This window comes from Ruegeria sp. G5 (assembly GCF_056533365.1).
This window is the reverse complement of sequence record NZ_JBQFOK010000003.1, coordinates 316,077-333,628: the sequence shown is the minus strand read 5'-3', so window position 1 is coordinate 333,628 and position 17,552 is coordinate 316,077. Positions and strand designations below refer to the sequence as shown.

At 57.4% G+C, this 17,552-nt stretch carries 16 protein-coding genes; 2 read left to right on the top strand and 14 right to left on the bottom strand.

The features are described from left to right. Positions 1 to 3: 3 nt before the first annotated feature. Positions 4 to 1,518 carry a sugar ABC transporter ATP-binding protein gene (locus ACR0BD_RS07455; protein WP_480829730.1) on the bottom strand — a complete coding sequence of 505 codons (1,515 nt, stop codon included), beginning with the start codon at positions 1,516 to 1,518 and terminating at the stop codon, positions 4 to 6. A 96-nt stretch (positions 1,519 to 1,614) separates the two neighbouring features. Continuing rightward, positions 1,615 to 2,628: a substrate-binding domain-containing protein gene (locus tag ACR0BD_RS07450; protein WP_480829728.1), complete on the bottom strand. Its 1,014-nt coding sequence runs from the start codon at positions 2,626 to 2,628 to the stop codon at positions 1,615 to 1,617. Positions 2,629 to 2,808: 180 nt separating this feature from the next. Here ACR0BD_RS07450 and ACR0BD_RS07445 point away from each other — a divergent pair, with 180 nt between their 5' ends. Continuing rightward, the gene (locus ACR0BD_RS07445) at positions 2,809 to 3,735 is read left to right on the top strand and encodes a class I SAM-dependent methyltransferase (RefSeq protein WP_480829727.1); all 927 of its coding nucleotides are present in this window, start codon (positions 2,809 to 2,811) and stop codon (positions 3,733 to 3,735) included. Between the two features lie 114 nt (positions 3,736 to 3,849). Here ACR0BD_RS07445 and ACR0BD_RS07440 read toward each other — a convergent pair whose 3' ends face one another. From ACR0BD_RS07440 to ACR0BD_RS07425, 4 genes are read right to left on the bottom strand one after another with little or no spacing between them, the layout of a single operon-like run. Then, positions 3,850 to 4,713: a substrate-binding periplasmic protein gene (locus ACR0BD_RS07440; RefSeq protein ID WP_480829726.1), complete on the bottom strand. Its 864-nt coding sequence runs from the start codon at positions 4,711 to 4,713 to the stop codon at positions 3,850 to 3,852. Between the two features lie 53 nt (positions 4,714 to 4,766). Next, entirely contained in the window at positions 4,767 to 5,105 is a 339-nt protein-coding gene (locus ACR0BD_RS07435; RefSeq protein ID WP_480829725.1) for a c-type cytochrome, read from the bottom strand. 8 nt (positions 5,106 to 5,113) lie between these two features. Then, complete coding sequence (locus ACR0BD_RS07430) at positions 5,114 to 6,778, bottom strand: PQQ-dependent dehydrogenase, methanol/ethanol family (protein WP_480829723.1); 1,665 nt, start codon at positions 6,776 to 6,778, stop codon at positions 5,114 to 5,116. A gap of 52 nt (positions 6,779 to 6,830) precedes the next feature. Next, positions 6,831 to 8,459, bottom strand: a complete 1,629-nt coding sequence (locus ACR0BD_RS07425; RefSeq protein WP_480829722.1) for an AMP-binding protein — start codon at positions 8,457 to 8,459, stop codon at positions 6,831 to 6,833. A gap of 181 nt (positions 8,460 to 8,640) precedes the next feature. Here ACR0BD_RS07425 and ACR0BD_RS07420 point away from each other — a divergent pair, with 181 nt between their 5' ends. Continuing rightward, positions 8,641 to 9,660, top strand: coding sequence for an AraC family transcriptional regulator (locus ACR0BD_RS07420; protein ID WP_480829721.1), 1,020 nt, complete (start codon positions 8,641 to 8,643; stop codon positions 9,658 to 9,660). A gap of 42 nt (positions 9,661 to 9,702) precedes the next feature. On the opposite strand, the gene ACR0BD_RS07415 is transcribed toward ACR0BD_RS07420, so the two are convergent. Genes ACR0BD_RS07415 through ACR0BD_RS07380 form a run of 8 tightly spaced genes read right to left on the bottom strand, consistent with a single transcriptional unit; the run spans position 9,703 to position 17,495 of the window. Then, entirely contained in the window at positions 9,703 to 10,347 is a 645-nt protein-coding gene (locus tag ACR0BD_RS07415; RefSeq protein WP_480829720.1) for a glutathione binding-like protein, read from the bottom strand. A gap of 42 nt (positions 10,348 to 10,389) precedes the next feature. Then, positions 10,390 to 11,532 (bottom strand): NADH:flavin oxidoreductase/NADH oxidase, encoded by a 1,143-nt coding sequence (locus tag ACR0BD_RS07410; protein ID WP_480829719.1) that lies wholly within the window; start codon positions 11,530 to 11,532, stop codon positions 10,390 to 10,392. A 43-nt stretch (positions 11,533 to 11,575) separates the two neighbouring features. Continuing rightward, positions 11,576 to 12,286: a FadR/GntR family transcriptional regulator gene (locus ACR0BD_RS07405; RefSeq protein WP_480829717.1), complete on the bottom strand. Its 711-nt coding sequence runs from the start codon at positions 12,284 to 12,286 to the stop codon at positions 11,576 to 11,578. Between the two features lie 2 nt (positions 12,287 to 12,288). Next, positions 12,289 to 13,122: a sulfite exporter TauE/SafE family protein gene (locus tag ACR0BD_RS07400; protein ID WP_480829716.1), complete on the bottom strand. Its 834-nt coding sequence runs from the start codon at positions 13,120 to 13,122 to the stop codon at positions 12,289 to 12,291. Positions 13,123 to 13,125: 3 nt separating this feature from the next. Then, positions 13,126 to 13,875 (bottom strand): DUF1028 domain-containing protein, encoded by a 750-nt coding sequence (locus ACR0BD_RS07395; protein WP_480829715.1) that lies wholly within the window; start codon positions 13,873 to 13,875, stop codon positions 13,126 to 13,128. A 1-nt stretch (position 13,876) separates the two neighbouring features. Then, positions 13,877 to 15,670, bottom strand: a complete 1,794-nt coding sequence (locus ACR0BD_RS07390; RefSeq protein ID WP_480829714.1) for a gamma-glutamyltransferase family protein — start codon at positions 15,668 to 15,670, stop codon at positions 13,877 to 13,879. A 15-nt stretch (positions 15,671 to 15,685) separates the two neighbouring features. Then, the gene (locus ACR0BD_RS07385; RefSeq protein ID WP_480696978.1) at positions 15,686 to 16,549 is read right to left on the bottom strand and encodes an ABC transporter permease; all 864 of its coding nucleotides are present in this window, start codon (positions 16,547 to 16,549) and stop codon (positions 15,686 to 15,688) included. 1 nt (position 16,550) lies between these two features. Next, positions 16,551 to 17,495 (bottom strand): ABC transporter permease, encoded by a 945-nt coding sequence (locus ACR0BD_RS07380; protein WP_480829713.1) that lies wholly within the window; start codon positions 17,493 to 17,495, stop codon positions 16,551 to 16,553. Positions 17,496 to 17,552: the final 57 nt, after the last annotated feature.

Genomic DNA, 17,552 nt, shown 5'->3' with positions numbered 1-17,552 from the left:
CGCTCATGCGACCGAGGCCTGCGCGTCCATGACCGAGGCCAAGTGCATGATGTTTTCTTCTGTCATCTCATCGCCCGTGACCTGCCCGCTGATGCGCCCTTCGCGCACCACCAGCACCCGGTCGCAGACACCAATCAGTTCGGGCAGCTCGGACGAGATCACCACGATCCCCACGCCATCATTGGCCAGATCGCGCAGAATGCGGTGAATCTCGGATTTCGCGCCCACGTCGACCCCTCGGGTCGGTTCATCCAGAAAGATCAGGCGCGGATTGACCGAGAGCATCTTGGCCAGTGCCACCTTTTGCTGATTGCCGCCCGACAGGGACGACACCGGATCACTCAGCGACCCGCATTTCAGGTTCAGCTTGCGCCCCAACGCCTCGGCCTGCGCTTCTTCCGTGCCCGATTGGATCAAACCGATCCCGTTGGCCACCTGTTCCAGTTTCAGAGCCGAGACGTTGGCGGCGATGGGCAGGTCCAGGAACACGCCATCCCCTTTGCGGTCCTCGGACAAATACACCATCCCCTTGGCGATACTGTCCTGATAGTCGCGCAGCTTCAGCTCTTCGCCGTTCAGCCAGACCTGCCCGGTTACGTCGCCCTCAAGTTTGCAAATGCCTTTGACGATCTCGCTGCGACCCGCGCCGATCAGGCCGGCAATGCCCAGAATTTCACCCTTTTTCAGCGTGAAACTCACGTCGCGGAAGCGCGTCGCCTCGGTCAGGTTGCGCACGTCGAGGATGACCTCATCCGACGGCGCATCCTGCTTTTCGGGATACAGATTGTCGATCACCCGCCCGACCATCGCATTGACAACATCGCTGGGCTGAATATCGGCCACATCGTTTGTCACAATGTGCTGACCATCGCGGAACACGGATACCCGGTCGCAATTGTCAAAAATCTCAACCATCCGGTGCGAGATATAGATGATCGAAATCCCCTGATCCGCCAGTTTGCGCATGATCCCGAACAGGGTCTGCGCCTCGGTTTCCGTGAGTGCGGCTGTGGGTTCATCCAAGATCAGAATCCGGCAATCCAGCGTCAGGGCCTTAGCAATCTCGACCAACTGCTGGTTCGAGATCGACAAGTTCTTCACCAGCACCGAAGGATCAATGTCGCTGAGCTGTCGGAACACGTCGACGGCTTCGCGTTCCAGCTTTTTGTAGTCCATCAGCCAAGACCGGCTGACATTGGTCTTGGCCATGAAAATGTTCTCGGCCACCGACACATCCGGGCAAAGAGCGATCTCCTGATGCACAAATCCGATGCCCAGTTGCTGCGCCATTGTCGGCGACGAGATTTTGACCGGTTTACCATCCAGAACGATCTGACCGCTGTCCGGTTGCAATATCCCGTCGATTACGTTCATCAAAGTCGATTTGCCTGCGCCGTTTTCCCCTGCAATTGCGTGGATTTCCCCCTTGCGGAGTTCAAAGTCGATCCCGCGCAATGCTTTGACCGGGCCAAAAGATTTGCTGAGGTTCGATATCTGAAGGATAACGTCGTCTTGCATGGTTCCGCTTTCGCGCAGGTATCTTGGGTTTTGTTTCCAGAACCGCCCGCACTCTGGATTGGCATTACGCGGGCGGTTCGTCGGGGAGTGTCCCGATCAGGCCGGATCGCGGCCTTCCATGTAGACGTTCAGGTCAAAGCTGTCGGCATTGTCCTTGGTGATGACGGCAAAGCCATTATCCATGAACGGAATTTGAACCGGGTTGAACCCGCTGGTCTGCCAGTCGTTGAACGGATCAAAGATGTCCGAACGATTGGCCAGATGCACTGCCATGAACCCCATGAAGCCCTGCACGCCCTGATTGGGGTTCAGCGACATGTGAATGTTGCCCGCGCGGATATGCTCCAGCGTGGTGGGCGTCACGTCCGCATGCATGATCAGGATGTCCGATCCGGCCTCAAGTTTCGCAGCAACCGCACCCTCGGCCGAGCCCGCCTCGGGGATCCAGATCGCGGCCACATTTGGATTGGCCTGAATGATCGAGGCCGTCGCACGATAGGCGGCGTTGCTGTCCTGGTTTGTCGCCTGACGGCCGACCAGCTTCATGTTCGGATAATTCGCTTCCATATACGCGATCAGCGAGGTCACGCGCAGGTCATGGTTCGACTGGCCGGGGTTTTCCAGAACCGCGTATTCGGCGCTGTCACCCACCTGCTTGACGATCTCTTCCGCCGCGAACTTCGCCTCGGCGTGATTGTCCGACGTGATATAGCCGGTGCGATTGGAATTCGGACTGTCGGCGGCAAAAGTCACGATTTCGGTGCCGTTGTCGATGGCGCGGTTGATCGGCTCGATGAACGGGTCAGACTGCATCGGATGCAGCAGAACACCGGCGGGCTGTTTCACCAAATCCTGCTCGAACGAGGCGATCTGCTTGGTGATGTCATAATCCGGAGTGCCCGAGAACACGGTCTCACAACCAAACGCCTCAGCCGCCTGTTTAAAGCCCTGATAGACCGGCACCCAATAGGGGTGACCCGAGACCATGACGTTCATGATATAGGTTTCGCCCGGCTCGCACATGATGCCATCGGCCTGGGCTGGTGCTGTTATGGCAGCTACGGACAAAGCAGCAGACGCAACCAGCGTACTGGTTTTCTTGAATTTCATGGATTTCCTCCCAGCAGAATGCTCCTGCTCTTGCCGCATATTGTCCCTCCAACACAGCAAGTGCAAGAAATTTCACTTTATGCTTCTTATTGCATAACGCTAGTTTTAAGGAGGCGTTCAGCAGATCGTCAACACCTATTTGCAATTTTTTATTTTGATTGAAATTTATTTCATTGCAACATGAAACCAGCAAAAGGATTTACGTTGCACGCAGCTTTCCAGACCTCCAAACTCGCTGAAGTGGAGAAGCAAAAACTCATGTTCAAAAGACTCGAAGAAATAAACACCAGACCTGAGGTCTTCAGCGTGTACACCGCCGACGCGCTCTGGGTCGACGAGCACCGGTCAAAACAGATGCTGTCCTTTCATCTGAATGAAACCATCGACGTCTCTTCGAGAAATATGCAGTTTATCGAACAGTCTTCTGCGTGGATCACCGAAAAGTTTCAACTAGCACCAGGGAAATCCGTTTGCGATTTTGGCTGCGGACCAGGCTTGTACACGTCCCGGTTTGCGAATTCAGGGGCACATGTCACGGGTCTGGATTTCTCGGGAAACTCCATCCGGTTCGCGCAGCATCAGGCGGATCAAGCGAAGAAAGATATCGAATACGTTCAGGTAGATTACCTTAACTACGAAACAACCGATCGCTTCGATCTAATCACTATTATCATGTGCGATTTCTGCGCCCTTAGTCCTGGACAACGCGCACTCTTGTTGACCAAGTTCCGTGACCTTCTGAAGGAAGGAGGCGCCGTTCTTTTAGACGTCTACTCGATGGCTGCATACGCTGAAAGAAATGAGGTCAGCTTTTATGAAAAGAACCAACTGAACCATTTCTGGTGCGAGGAAGACTACTATTGCTTCGTCAACACCTTCAAATACGATGCCGACGCCGTCGTCTTGGACAAGTACACAGTCTTTCCGGAGAACTGTGAAGATGAGACAGTTTACAACTGGTTACAGTACTTTTCTCCGCAGAGCCTTGGCAAAGAGCTTTTAGACGCCGGATTCAAGATCGAGGATACTTACATGAACGTATCGGGGCGACCATTTTCGGAACAGCATTCCGAGTTTGCCGTCGTGGCGGTGAAACAAGCTGGGTAGTATCTTTCCTTGGCCTGTTAAACCTCAGAATCTTGGCAAAACTGCAGATTGGTTATCCGGCACTTGGGGACATTCATCGTTCCAAAAAACCACGCGGCCGTTTCAAACCGAACGTCACTGTCGCCGCGCGGAGAACAGGTCTTTCAGAGAAAACGGGGGGTGAGGCCCCTCAAAATTCGGCGTTGTGTAGGTGACTTGTTCGTCCAATGCCATGGCTTCAATTTCACCTGACTGGAATAACTCGCTAAGTCCCGCGTTAAGTGCCGCGAGCAGGTCTTCTTGGCGTTCCAATACCGAAATACCGATATCCATCCCTAATGGATGACGCCATTCGGCGAGCTTTAACTTACTGATCTTGTTGTGCTTCAAATGGTGGTCATAAGCCGCAACATCGACAATCGCTACATCGACAGTCCCGGACTCCAAGTTCCATAGGAATTTCGGGCCAGGGTTGAAGGTCTGCGCCCCAGATGCAATTTCGGGTACGTTGGTTAGCAAAATCGAACCGGATAATGTGCCCTGCTGATACGCCACTTTTCGGCCTGCCAAATCCCCTAGGTCTTTGGGTTCTGGCGAATGCTCTGCGTAGACCAATCCGATTTCGGCACGCATATACGGCTTTGTCACTGAGATCGGCTCAAGCGCGACATGCGGCAGATGCGCCGCGATTGGGCGTTGCGTTTCGGCATCTATAACTTCAGGCATACCCAACCAACGCGGCAGTGGTCCTGTTTCCGCCGGAGGTGCACCAATAGCTGGTTGGTAGAGTGGATGCGATGGCACCATGTCACACAGACCATGCGCCAACATCGCGAAGACCTCTAGGACAGGGTCGTTTTCCTCACTGGGTTCGTTTTCAAACCACAAAACCGAAAGAGGTAACCCCAGCTTTGCCGCCAGTGCCTCGCTCAACCGAAAGTCGATCCCTGTGCCGCCATCGGCGCGTAACCCCGAGATCGCCCCGGCATTACGCGCCAAACAAGCAGTCAGGTACCCCGGATTCACCAGATCATGGGGATCAACCGTCTGACTTAGTTTTTTTTTGTGTCCTCAGGAAACGGTTCGGTACCACCGCGCGTGGCGACATAAACCCAAAGCGCATCAAGCTCTTCGGGATAGATTACGTCGCCCCATGCGGGCATGTCGCCTTTGCCATCGTTGACCGAGCTGTAGAACCGCTCTTTGTCATCCTGAGGAAAGCGGCGAAGGTCAAAAGAGGCGACGCCCGGATTGACCATGTCCTTTCCATGACATTTAGAACAGAAAAACTCGTAGGCTTCTAACCCGACCTCGAAGTCCGGATGCTGTTCTTCGGCGAAAGCTGGCCCCGCACACAGGGCCAGCGCCAAAAGAGGCTTCGAAAAGCTCATGATTGTCCTCATTTTGGAATTGCAAAGGTCCAGACCGACCCGCCTGCGGGTGTGTTGGCCAACCGCTCATCGCCCGAGAACAGCGGATAGACACCACCCGATCCATTCAGGACCGATACGTATTGCTGACCATCCATTTCCCATGTCACCGGCTGGCCAATAATGCCCGAACCTGTGTTGAAGGACCAAAGAAGTTCGCCGGTTTCTGCGTCAAACGCTTCGAACTCACCGGTTTGCGCGCCGGTAAACACCACGCCGCCACCAGTTGAAAGCACCCCGGCATTGCGTGGAATATCACTGGGTACTTTCCACTTGGCCTCACCAGTCATCGGATCAATCGCACGCAGGTCCCCGCGCGGTCCTTCAGGCCACGCCCACGAAAACTCCGCCCCGAAATAGAACACACCGGCACGGTATTTCGGCTCAACGGCCTTGTAGTTCATACCTACGTTGAAGGTGTTGACGAACACGGTGTTCATGTCGGGGTGATAAGAAACGGGCGCCCAGTTTTTGCCCCCAAATGCCGATGGCCAATACTGGGTCTCTTCGCCTGTGACGGCCTTTTCGTAGACATCGGTGTATACGGGGCGACCTGTTTCCAAGTCGATCTTTTCGGCCCATGTCACTTTGTCAACAAACGGGTTGGCCGCGATCAAATCACCATTGGTTCTGTCGATCACATAGTAGAACCCGTTGCGGCTGGCTTGCATCAGAACCTTGCGGCCATCCTGTTCAGCCAATACCAGCTCATTTGTTCCATCGTGGTCGAAAGGGTCATTGGGCGATGTCTGGTAATGCCACTGGATTTCACCTGACTTCGGATCCATCGCAATGATAGATGACGTGTAAAGGTTATCACCCGGCCGCAACTGTGCGTTCCACGACGCAGCATTGCCGACGCCCCAATAAACGAGGTTGAGTTCGGGGTCGTATGAACCTGTGAGCCAACCCGGGCCACCGCCTCGCTGCCAGGCATCACCCTCTGGCCAGGTTTCACTGCCGGGCTGACCCGGTTCCGGGACAGTATAGGTCCGCCAAAGCTGTTCGCCCGTCTTGGGGTCATACCCTTCGATGTAGCCGCGGATCCCGTATTCCCCGCCGGAAATCCCGACGATCAGAACACCATCCGCCAACAAAGGTGCCAGAGTGAACGAATAGCCTTGCTTGTAGTCAATCGACTTGGTGCGCCAGATCTCTTCACCTGTTGCCGCGTCCATTGCGACTACATGCGCGTCAAGCGTTGTGCGGAACAATACACCATCCAACATGGCCACGCCCCGGTTCACGATACCGCAGCAGGCAACCCGAGGGGCTTCGGCAGGGTATTCAACAGATGTTTTCCAGATTTGCTTACCTGTAGCGGCTTCCAATGCAAATGTAGAAGAGTGAGTGGTGGCGTACATTACTCCGTCCTTGATCAACGGAAAGCTTTCCTGCCCCCGCGTGTCGCCAAGGCTATAGGCCCAAACAGGTGTTAACTTTGACACGTTGTCGGTGTTGATCTTATCGAGTGCGCTGAAACGCTTTTGGTCGTATCCCATCCCATAAACCAGGACGTCACCCGGTGTGGATGTGTCGGCAACCAGATCGGCGGCAGATTGCGCAAACGCGGGTGATGAAAACGCCAATGCGCCAACCGCTGACACGGCGACCTTCGTTAGAAATGAATTCATTGCTTCCTCCCATTTCGGCAATGCTAATTGATCGGCGGCATGCGCCAGAATTTTATGTCTCCCTCAGCTCTACACGTCTGATTTTGCCCGAGATCGTCTTGGGCAAGGTTTCTACGAACGAAATGTCACGCGGGTATTTGTAGGGCGCTGTTTGGTTTTTACAGAACTCCTGAATTTCTTTCTTAAGATCGTCCGACGCTTCAAATTCACTTGCAAGCACAATGAATGCCTTTACCCGTTGTCCACGGGTTTCATCTGGCACACCGACAACCGCGCTTTCCGCAACTGCGCTGTGTTCCAATAGCGCGCTTTCAACCTCGAAAGGGCTGATCCGATACCCGGCAGAGGATATCAGATCGTCAGAACGACCTACAAACCATAGATATCCGTCACGGTCGCGCGAGGCGGTATCGCCAGTATAGTACCACCCGTTGCGGAATGGTTCGGTAGCCAATTCCCCATCCCGCAAGTATCCATGAAACAGACCAGCGGGCCATCTATCGGTCGTTCGGATGGCAATGTGGCCAACTTCATCATCTGGCAAAACGTTACCGTCGTCATCGACAACATCCACATCATAGCCGGGCACCGGTTTACCCATGGACCCACTACGCGTTTCAATGTCGGGGAAATTTCCCACGATATTGACAGTCTCTGTCTGACCATACCCGTCAGCGATGACCGTCCCGGTGTGATCCCGCCAATACCGAATTACTTCTGGGTTCAAGGGCTCGCCCGCGCCCAAACAACGCCTTAAAGAGCTCAGGTCGTATTGTGTCAGGTCCTGTTGAGCAAACAGCCGATAGACAGTTGGCGGCGCGCAAAAGGTTGTGACACCCAGTTCGCCGATTACCTTCAGATGCGCCTCGACGTCCATTCCTGGTGCATCATAAAGGACCGTCGTACAGCCCAATAGCACCTGAGGAAACAGCATCCCCCAAGCCGCTTTGGCCCAGCCCGTATCCGTCAGCGTCCAATGCAGATCATCTTGCCTCAGGTCCATCCAAAACAGCCCAGTTGCTGCGTGCGCCAATGCATATCCGAAATCCCGAGGCACCATCTTTGGCAAGGCTGTCGTGCCCGACGTGAAGTAGATCATCATCGTTTCTGTCGCCGCAAAAGTCGGAAGGTCAGCGGCGTTCAGACCTCCGGGCTGTTCCGTGCATAGTTCCTCGAATGACAACCAACCTGCCGGGGCAGGACCTACAACAATCAGGTGCTGCAGCGTCGGGCATTGATGCCGGATCGCTACAACCTTTTCGACATGCATAGGCGAGACTATTACGGCTTTCGCCCCGGCCTGGTTTATGCGGTAGGCAATGTCCTTGGCGGTCAGCAAATTGGTGCCGGGCATCGAGATAACCCCTGCCTTCATGCAACCGAACAGCACTTTGTGCCACTCTGGTTGGCGACCAATGACCACACAGGCGGCATCGCCGCGTTTCAGCCCCATAGCCATGAGAGCTTTTGCAAACCTGGCAGAACTGTCCGCCAAATCTGAATAGCGGATCGTTTGCCGCGTGCCCGCCGCCACATCAATGAAAAGCAGAGCATCCTTGTCAGCTTCGCGGGCGCGCGCATCCAAAACGTCAAATGCGAAATTGAAGGTCTCGGGTATGTCGATCCTGAAGTCGCGCCGCGCCGCTTCGTAACTGCGGTCGATATGATCGAAACCCAACATACTGCCGTTTCCCTCCGCAACTCAAAAGCATGCATTGACCAGAAAACGGGCTCGGTGCTTCTGCGTTTAGGCACTTATGGCCGGGGACTTTCGATCAGGAACCAAAGGTCCATTTTAGCCCAGCTTTCAGCGAGCGTAGTTCTTGCAATTTTGGCACTCAATGCCATTAAATGTCAAAATCATGAGACAAAAAGCCATATCACCAATCGCCCGAGTTTTTGTGGATGAAGTGATGGAAAGCGGCGCGCGCGCCGGTATCGACATGCGCGCGCTTCTGTCCGACTTGAACTTGTCCGAGGCCAATTTGAACATGCTGCAACCCAATGAATTTGCACATATTTGGCTGGGTTTATCTGAGCGAATGGGCGACGAGTTTTTTGGCCTCGCCGAGCGTCCGATGGCGCCGGGTTCGTTCACATTAATGGGTCATGCGGTCAGAGGGGCGCGTACCTTTGACGTGGCCCTGCGTCGCGCGTTGCGCTTTTTGAAAGTGGTACTGGGCGAGCCCTTTGGGACACTACGCATACAGGACGGACTTTGCCACGTCATCCTTCAAGAAGAAAACGGACCGCGTTCGGCATTCGCATACCGGGCTTTCTTCCTGATTTTGCATGGCTTGAACTGTTGGCTGGTGCGTGAACGCATTCCTCTTCGGTCCGTCGCGTTCCCCTGCCCCGCACCTTGCGCCCTCAACGACTATGGTGACTTTTTCGGCAGACCCGTTCGGTTTGGAGCGCCAAAAGCGTCGATTTCGTTTGATGCCGATTATCTTAACCGCCCGGTTCAACGCAGTGAGGCATCGCTAAAGGCTTTCTTGCGCACAACGCCCGAGGCTATTTTGTCAGGATACCGCCCTATCCTTGGCCTGAAGGCGCAAATCCAAGAAAGCTGTCTGACTGGCCCCTACCATGAATGGCCGCCAACTTCCAAAATTGCACAGCAACTGCGCCTGTCGCGCTCGACCTTACACCGCCGTTTGCGCGAGGAAGGGCTTACCATCCGGCGGATCAAAGAAGAGCGACGCCGCGACTACGCAACCCATCTTCTGAAATCCACAACGCTGCCAATCCGAGAAGTCGCCCGCCTTGTCGGCTATTCCGAACCCAGCGCGTTCCATAGATCATTTCGCAAATGGTATGCAGTCACACCCGGCGAAGCCCGCCGGCAAAGCATTCCTACGAACGCCGATAGCGCAGTTTAGTTTCTTCTGACATTTGCCGTCCGCGCTGACGGACCTGTCATGCTAACGCGTAAAAAGGTTTTGCCGCAGCTCTCGATCCAGCCTCTTGTCATCCTCAATCAACGTAGCAATCGACTTGCGGCTCAAGACACGTTGGCGGTAAGCCTCCAGGTGCGGGAACTCTGTATGATCGACCTTCGCATATCCTGACAGGACGAAGAACCACGCCAGATAGGCGTCAGCGGCTGAAAAACTATCCCCGAGCAGGTATTCCCGATCCTTTAGGTGTGTATCGAGTAATTGGAAACGTGAGGGCATCAAACCTCGAACAAGTTGTTTCACCTCATCCGTCGCCTCCTGATAAAAAACGACGCGAAACAAACCTTTGTGCAGTTCGGTGGCGCAGAAAGCCAACCAGCGCAGCATCTGAAAGTATTTTGGATCAGTGGGCGCAATCCGAAAGCCATCTACAAGCGAGTGCGTTTGAATCCAGGTCAGAACGGTTGAGGTCTCGGTCAGCCTCGATCCGTCATCAACATCCAAAACCGCGACCTGACCCAGAGGGTTGATATCGTAGAGCGATCCTCCTGACTCTGTTTTGCGGGTCGCTAGGTTTACCAGCACAAGATCCAGATCGACCTCTCCCTCAGCCGCCGCGAACCGGGCGGCGAGCGAACATGTGAGTGGAGCGTGATAGAGGGTCGCCATATTCGCCTCCTTTTGAGTGACGGCCGGGTGCCGCGCCGAGTATCAATCCGAACGCAACCCGAGTTTGGACAGTAACCGGTCACGTTTCATCAACCACCAACCTGCTTCGATTGGCCAAAGCGCATGGTCAGCGCCTTCACCCAGATGCGCTGCAGCGTGCAAAGGCCAGTTGGGATCATCCAGCAATTCCCGCGCAAGAGCGACCATATCTGCATCCCCATTTTCGATCACCGCATTGCACAGACTTGCGTCCCAAAGGAACCCAACTGCCATAGTGGGCATGTCTGCCTGAGCCCGTACCTGCGCAGCAAAGGGAACTTGGAAGCCCTGAGCGATGGTCATACGCTGCGGCCGTTCCTTGCCCCCGATCCCGCCCGAACTGCAATCGATCATATCCACACCTGCAGCTTTTAGCGCCTTGGCGATTTCGCCCGTGTCGTCGACGGTCAGACCTGCGTCAAGCCAATCGGTTGCGGACAGTCTGAATGCAAGTGGCAAGTCTTCGGGCCAATTCCGGCGGATCGCACGGGCGACCTCGACAGCAAAACGCATCCGGTTTTCTGCACTGCCCCCCCATCTGTCCTGCCTTTGATTGGTGATGGGCGATAGAAACTGGTGCACCAGAAAACCATGAGCGGCATAGATTTCGATCATTTTGAACCCCGCGCGGTGCGCGCGCGCGGCAGCGGCACCAAAGGCATAGATGACGGACTCGATATCCTCTTCGGTCATCTCGCGCGGGGTGGGCCAACCATCGGCGTAGGGCAACGCCGAGGGAGCGATGGCGTGCCACGCCTCTTCGTTGCGATCGCGGGCATCCACTTCATCCAGTGGGGTTTCCCCGTGCCATGGGCGCCGCTCGGATGCTTTACGGCCCGCATGGCTGAGTTGGATACCGGGAACTGCGCCTTCCTGTTCGATAAAAGCGCTGATGCGCGCCAGCGGTTCGATCTGACTGTCATCCCACAGGCCCAGATCGCCAGGCGTGCGGCGGCCGTTGCGGGTGACGGCAGTGGCCTCGGCATAGACCAGTGCGGCCCCACCCATTGCGAACCGCCCCAAATGCACAAGGTGCCAGTCGTTTGCCCGGCCTTCTTTTGCACGGTACTGGCTCATGGGTGAAACAGCGATGCGGTTTTTGAACGTCACATCCCGAAGACGGAAACTGTTGAAAAGAGGGGGCATTTTCGTCTCTCAAACCTGCTTCAAAACGTTTTAACGGGGCGACTTACCCTTCGGTCAGGCTGGCGGCGTGACCATAGGTCCGATCCCGCAGCATCGCATTCGAAACCGATAACAAATGTGTTTGCATGACCTCAGCAGCCGCCTGACTATCGCGTGCAGAGATTGTGCTGAACAACTGTTCATGCTGCTCGCCCAGACGCACCAGAGTCGCCGGCGAATAGTGTGTTTCACGCTGTTGGGTCCAGGCCGATTGCTTGCGCACGGCTCGGATTGAATCATACACCGTCAGGAACAGCGGGTTATGGGCCAGTTCGGCGATCTTGTAGTGGAACACATCATCTGCAACGCCATAAGCCTGCGTGTCAGCAGCGTCTAATGTGGCGCGCATAAGCTGCTCCAGCGTGCGCAACTCTCTGGTCGTTGCACGCTGCGCAGCCAGAGCCGCCAAAGCAGGTTCAATCTCTAACCGCACCTCCATGACATCGCGCGGCATCACCTTAGCCGCGACAGAACGGAACGGGCTGGCACCCACGGCAGGTGGCGGCGACACAAAGGTGCCCTGCCCGTGTCTGCGAAACACGGTTCCGTCTTCCTCGAGCTGATCTAAAATCCGGCGCATGCGGGCGCGGGTCACGGCCAGCGCCTCGGCCAGCGCACGTTCAGGCAGCAGTTTGCCGTTCTTCACGAAATCACCAGTGTCGATCCCCGTGCGCAGGGCCGCTGTCAGCTCGGTATCTGTAGGGCAGGTCTCCAAGGTCAGAACGCTCCGATCAGGTCGTAAAACATGCGAAGGGACGTAAGCATCAGGAACCCACCAAACGCAAGGCGCAATGCACGTTGCGAGATCGTATGAGCAATGCGAACCCCCACATGGGCAAAGCTGGTGGTCAGCGGAATGATCAGTGCCGCCGCGATCAGATTCACGTAACCTGCCGAGAAAGGCGGCAGGCCAGTTTGCCCTAGCCCCGTCGCTGCATAGATCAGCGCGCCCGGCAGGCCGATGACAAACCCGATAGCGGCCGAGGTTCCCACCGCGCGGCGTATGTCATAGCCCAGAAAGTTCAGAACCGGCACACAAACCGTGCCACCGCCGATGCCCATCATCGCCGATATCGCCCCGGCAAACACGCCGGTTGCAGCCCAGACGCGGGGCGAAAAGTTGCGCGGCTTGTCGGCATTGCCGGGTTTGCGAAAGATCATGTCCAGCGCCACCAGCGCAGCAACCGTGGCGAAGACCGCAACCAGAATATAGCCGCTGACCACACCACCTAATATGCCGCCGATAACGACGCCGACCAGAATGGCCGGGGCCCAGCGTTTAAGCAGTGCCATGTCCAGCGCCCCACGCTTGTAGTGCCCCCAGCTGGAGGACAGCGAGGTGAACACGATCGTGGCCAGAGAGGTCCCAACTGCGACCTGCATGGTCAGCGCCGGATCGCTGCCGGTCAGAGACAGGGCGAAGTACAAGGCGGGTACGATGACGATGCCGCCGCCAACCCCCAGCAGACCGGCTAGAATGCCGCCGAATACTCCGGCGGCACCGGCGATGGCGATCAGGGTCGCAAGGGTTGAAAGATCAATCCCGCTCATGCATCACGCGGGATCACTGGCCAGCGAGCGGCTGACCCGCCCCTCGGCCTTTCGTTTGGCCTCAGCCGCCGCAATCGCTGCATCCAGTGCGCTCCGGTCGGGGTTGCCTGAAAAATTCTGCTCGCTGGGCATCGCCTCGACGAAATGCAGATACCGTTCCCCGGCAACGTCATAGAGCCGCCGCAGCTCGGCCAACGGATCGGCGTGATCGTCGCTGCGCATGTCCAGCCACGCATGCGACTGGCCCCTATGGATGACCACACCGGCGGCCTGCTTGCCGCGCTTGTCCCCGCCTGCGCGCTCGCCCGCCTCCATCGCGGTCATCAGGCGTTCGGGAAAGGGCAGCGCGGTCTCGGCGGCATAGGTTTCAAAGGTGGCATCCACCACGTCCGGCCCCGCTAGCATATTGCCCGCAACCGAGTGTTCATCGCCGACCCGATGCCCGGCCCAGTCGATGCAATCCTCGCCGGTAAAGGCGGCGAAGCGCCCTTGGCTGTCCATCAGATGCGCTTGGCGTGCGGCGCGCCCCTCATCACGCCGCACAAGGTCATCGAGAACATCCTGGGCTGCTTCGCCTGCCTCCAGACGTTTCAACCCTTCGGTCCCCCAAACCGGGTTTGAAAACGCCTGAGACGCAATCGCACTGCGCGCGCCAACACAGGGCACCCGCGCCCCACATGCAAAAAAACGACTGGCCACGATCAGACCGATGGCGCCGGTTTCGGGGTCTTTGGCAATCAGGGAATAGGTCATGTCACCGCCCCACCGCATAAGCCTGCATCAATCGCGGCGTCGCTGCCGCGCGCAAGGTTCCGTCCTTTTCGCGCAAAGCGGCGGTCAGACGGCCAACCGTCCAAGGCTCGGCCACGGTGACTTTGTGGCCACGCGCGCGCAAATCTTCGATCACGGTTTCGCCAAAGCTCGCTTCGATCATCATCTCACCGGGGGCAGCTGCGCGGGGATAGAACGAGCCCTGAAAATGCATCGAATGAAACAGCGGCGCGTCCATGCATTCCTGCAAACCTAGTCCGAAATGCACAAAGCGCAGAAACCAGATCAGTTGCCACTGATCCTGCTGATCGCCACCGGGGGTGCCAAACACCAGCTGCACCCCGTCCTTTTCCGCCAAACTGGGCGTCAGTGTTGTGCGCGGTCTGCGCCCCGGAGCCAGAGAGGTTGGCAGGCCCGGCTCCAACCAGAACATCTGTGCCCGGCTATTCAGCGGAAAGCCCAGCCCCGGAATGACCGGCGAGCTTTGCAGCCACCCGCCCGAGGGTGTCGCGGCCACCATGTTGCCCCAACGGTCGATCACGTCCAGATGCACGGTGTCGCCGCGTTTCTCGGACAGGTGCGACATGGTGGGTTCCCCCGCACTGGCCCCGGTTCTGGCCGAGAAATCGCGCGCCGCACGGGCGATATAGGCGTCGGCCAGATGTACATATCCCGGCACCCGGCCCGGGCGTTGATCCTGCGAGGCATCCGCAGTGATCAGCGCGCGCCGTTCGGCCGCGTAGGCGTCGCTCAACAGATACTCCATCGGAATGTCGCTGTGATCGGGATCGCCGTAATAGGCCTCACGATCCGCATAGGCGAGCTTCATCGCCTCGATCACCGTATGGACAAACTCGGCCCCGTTGGGGTCCATTGATCCAAGGTCGATACCCTTAAGGATCGCCAGCGCCTGCAACAAAACCGGACCTTGGCTCCAGGCGTGGGTCTTGTGGACGGTCCAGCCGTGATAGTCATAGGTCAACGTGTCCTCATAGGTCGCCTGCCAATCGGCCATATCCGCGCGCGTCATGACACCGGCGTTCCGCTGGCCGGAAACATCCATGACCTTGGCATCGGCCAGATAGTCAAAGATGCGGTCGGCCACGAACCCTTCGCGCCACGCCCGGCGGGCGGCGTCGATCTGATCTGCACGATCCTCATGGGCGGCCTCGGCATCTGTCACAAGCCGCTCATAGGTCGCCGCCAGCGCGGGGTTGGCAAAGTTGCTGTGCGGCTCAGGGGCTTTGCCATCCGGCATCCATGTTTCGGCGGATGTGGGCCATTCGTCCTCAAAGAAATCAGACAGACCGTCGATCGTGTGTGCCACGCGCGGCAGAACCGGGTGGCCGTCGCGGGCATAGGCGATGGCGGGTTCCATCACCTCGCGCAGCGGCAGTTGCCCGTGATCGCGCAGCATCAGCATCCAGCCGTCGAAGGCTCCGGGGATCACCGTTGCCAACAAGCCCGAGCCGGGGATCAGGTTCAGGCCCAGCCTGGTGTAATGCTCAATCGTTGCCGCTGCGGGTGCGGGGCCTTGCGCGCACAGCACCTGCGTTTTACCGGTCTTGGCCGAGTGGAAAATGGCTGGCATGTCGCCTGCGGGGCCGTTCAGATGCGGCTCGACCACTTGCAGGGTCATCGCGGTGGCAACGGCAGCGTCAAAGGCGTTGCCGCCCTTTTCCAGAATACCGAACCCCACAGCCGAGGCGATCCAGTGGGTCGAGGTGACGACGCCAAAAGTGCCTCGGATCTCGGGGCGGGTGGTGAATTCAGTCATGGTAGCTCTCCGAAATCAATGTTCGCGCGGGTCCAGCGCATCGCGCAGCCCGTCGCCCAAAAGGTTGAACCCCAGCACCACGAGGAAGATCGCGATGCCCGGCCACATGGCCATCCAGGGCGCTTGGTTGAGGAAGTTCTTGGCGGTGTTCAGCATTGATCCCCAGCTTGGCGCTGGCGGTTGCTGGCCAAGGCCGAGAAAGGACAGCGACGCCTCGGCAATGATGGCGGTGGCGATGGTCAGAGTCGCCTGCACCAAAACGGGCGGCAGCACATTAGGGAAGATATATCGGCTGAGGATTTTCGAGGTTGGCAAGCCGATGGCACGTGCCGATGTCACATAGTCTTCGGCCCGCACCGATAAAACTTGCCCCCGAGTGAGGCGGATGAAGATCGGTGTCGCCGAAAGCCCAATCGCGATCATCGCATTGGTCAGCGACGGGCCCAGAAACGCCGCCAGAGCGATGGCGAGGATCAGGAAGGGCGCGGCCAGCAGCGCCTCGGTACAGCGTGAGATGATGGCGTCGATCCAGCCGCCGAAATAGCCTGCAATGATGCCCAGCGGAACACCCAACAGGACGGCAATTCCAACCGACACCACACCCGCCAGCAAGGATGCCTGCGCCCCCCAGATCATGCGCGACAGCACGTCCCGCCCGATCTCATCCGTGCCAAACGGATGCGCGGCGGTCGGTGGTTTGCGCACCGCGCCCCAGTCGGTCGCTGCCGGATCGGGCACGGGCAGGATCGGGGCCAGCAGGGCGATCAGCACGAAGAACGTGACCAGAAAACCGCCCAGCATGGCGCTTTTGTGGGTGCGGAATTTCTTCCAGACCCGGTTTTCGGGACGCCGCGCGAGGATGGGATCAGCCAAAGCCATATCAGGCAGTCCTCAGACGGGGGTTCAGCAGCACATAGGCCACATCCGCCAGCAGGTTCATTACAATGAACCCCACGGCCGTGACCAGAACGATGCCCTGCACCACGGCATAGTCACGGTTAAACACCGCATCGACGACCATCTTGCCGAAGCCGGGGATGGTAAAGATTTGCTCGGTCAGAACGGCGCCTGCAATCAGTTCACCGAACAGCAGCGCGGTCAGCGTGACAATCGGGGTCAGCGCATTGCGAAAGGCGTGTTTCAGCACCACGCGGCGTTCATACAGACCCTTGGCACGGGCCGTGCGCACATAATCAGATTTCAGCACGCCCAGCATCGCTGATCGCGTATGCCGCATCAGCGTCGCGGCCAGCGCGGTTCCCAGCACAAAAGCGGGCATCAGCATTGTAGTTATCGACTTTACTGGGTCCTCGGACAACGGCACATAGCCCGAGGCGGGCAACAGGTCGAGTTTCACCGACACCAGCAGGATCAGCATGATCCCCAGCCAGAAATTCGGAATCGACAGCCCGGACAAAGCTACAATGTTGGCGACGTAATCCGTGATCGTGCCTTTCTTGACCGCCGACAAAATGCCAGCGGGTATCCCGATCACCAGCGCAAACAGGATCGCCATTACCGCAAGCTGAATGGTCACCGGTAGCTTTTCCGCAATCAGCTCGGTCACCGGCTGATTGGTGCGCAGCGATATCCCCAGATCGCCCTGCAATGCATTGCCCACCCATGTCAGGTATTGCACCGGGATCGGATCGTTCAGGCGATATTTCTCACGCAGGAATTCCAGCACTTCGGGATCCCGCTCCTCGCCTGCCATTGCAAGGACCGGGTCGCCGGGCAGCAGCTTTTGCAGGCTGAACACGAAGATCGAGATCAGCAGGATCGTCGGGATCGCAATCAGAATGCGACGCAGGATGAAAGACAGCATGGGATCAGGGCTTTCGGAATAAGGAACCCGCCCGGCTGGAGGTCCGGGCGGGCCGTG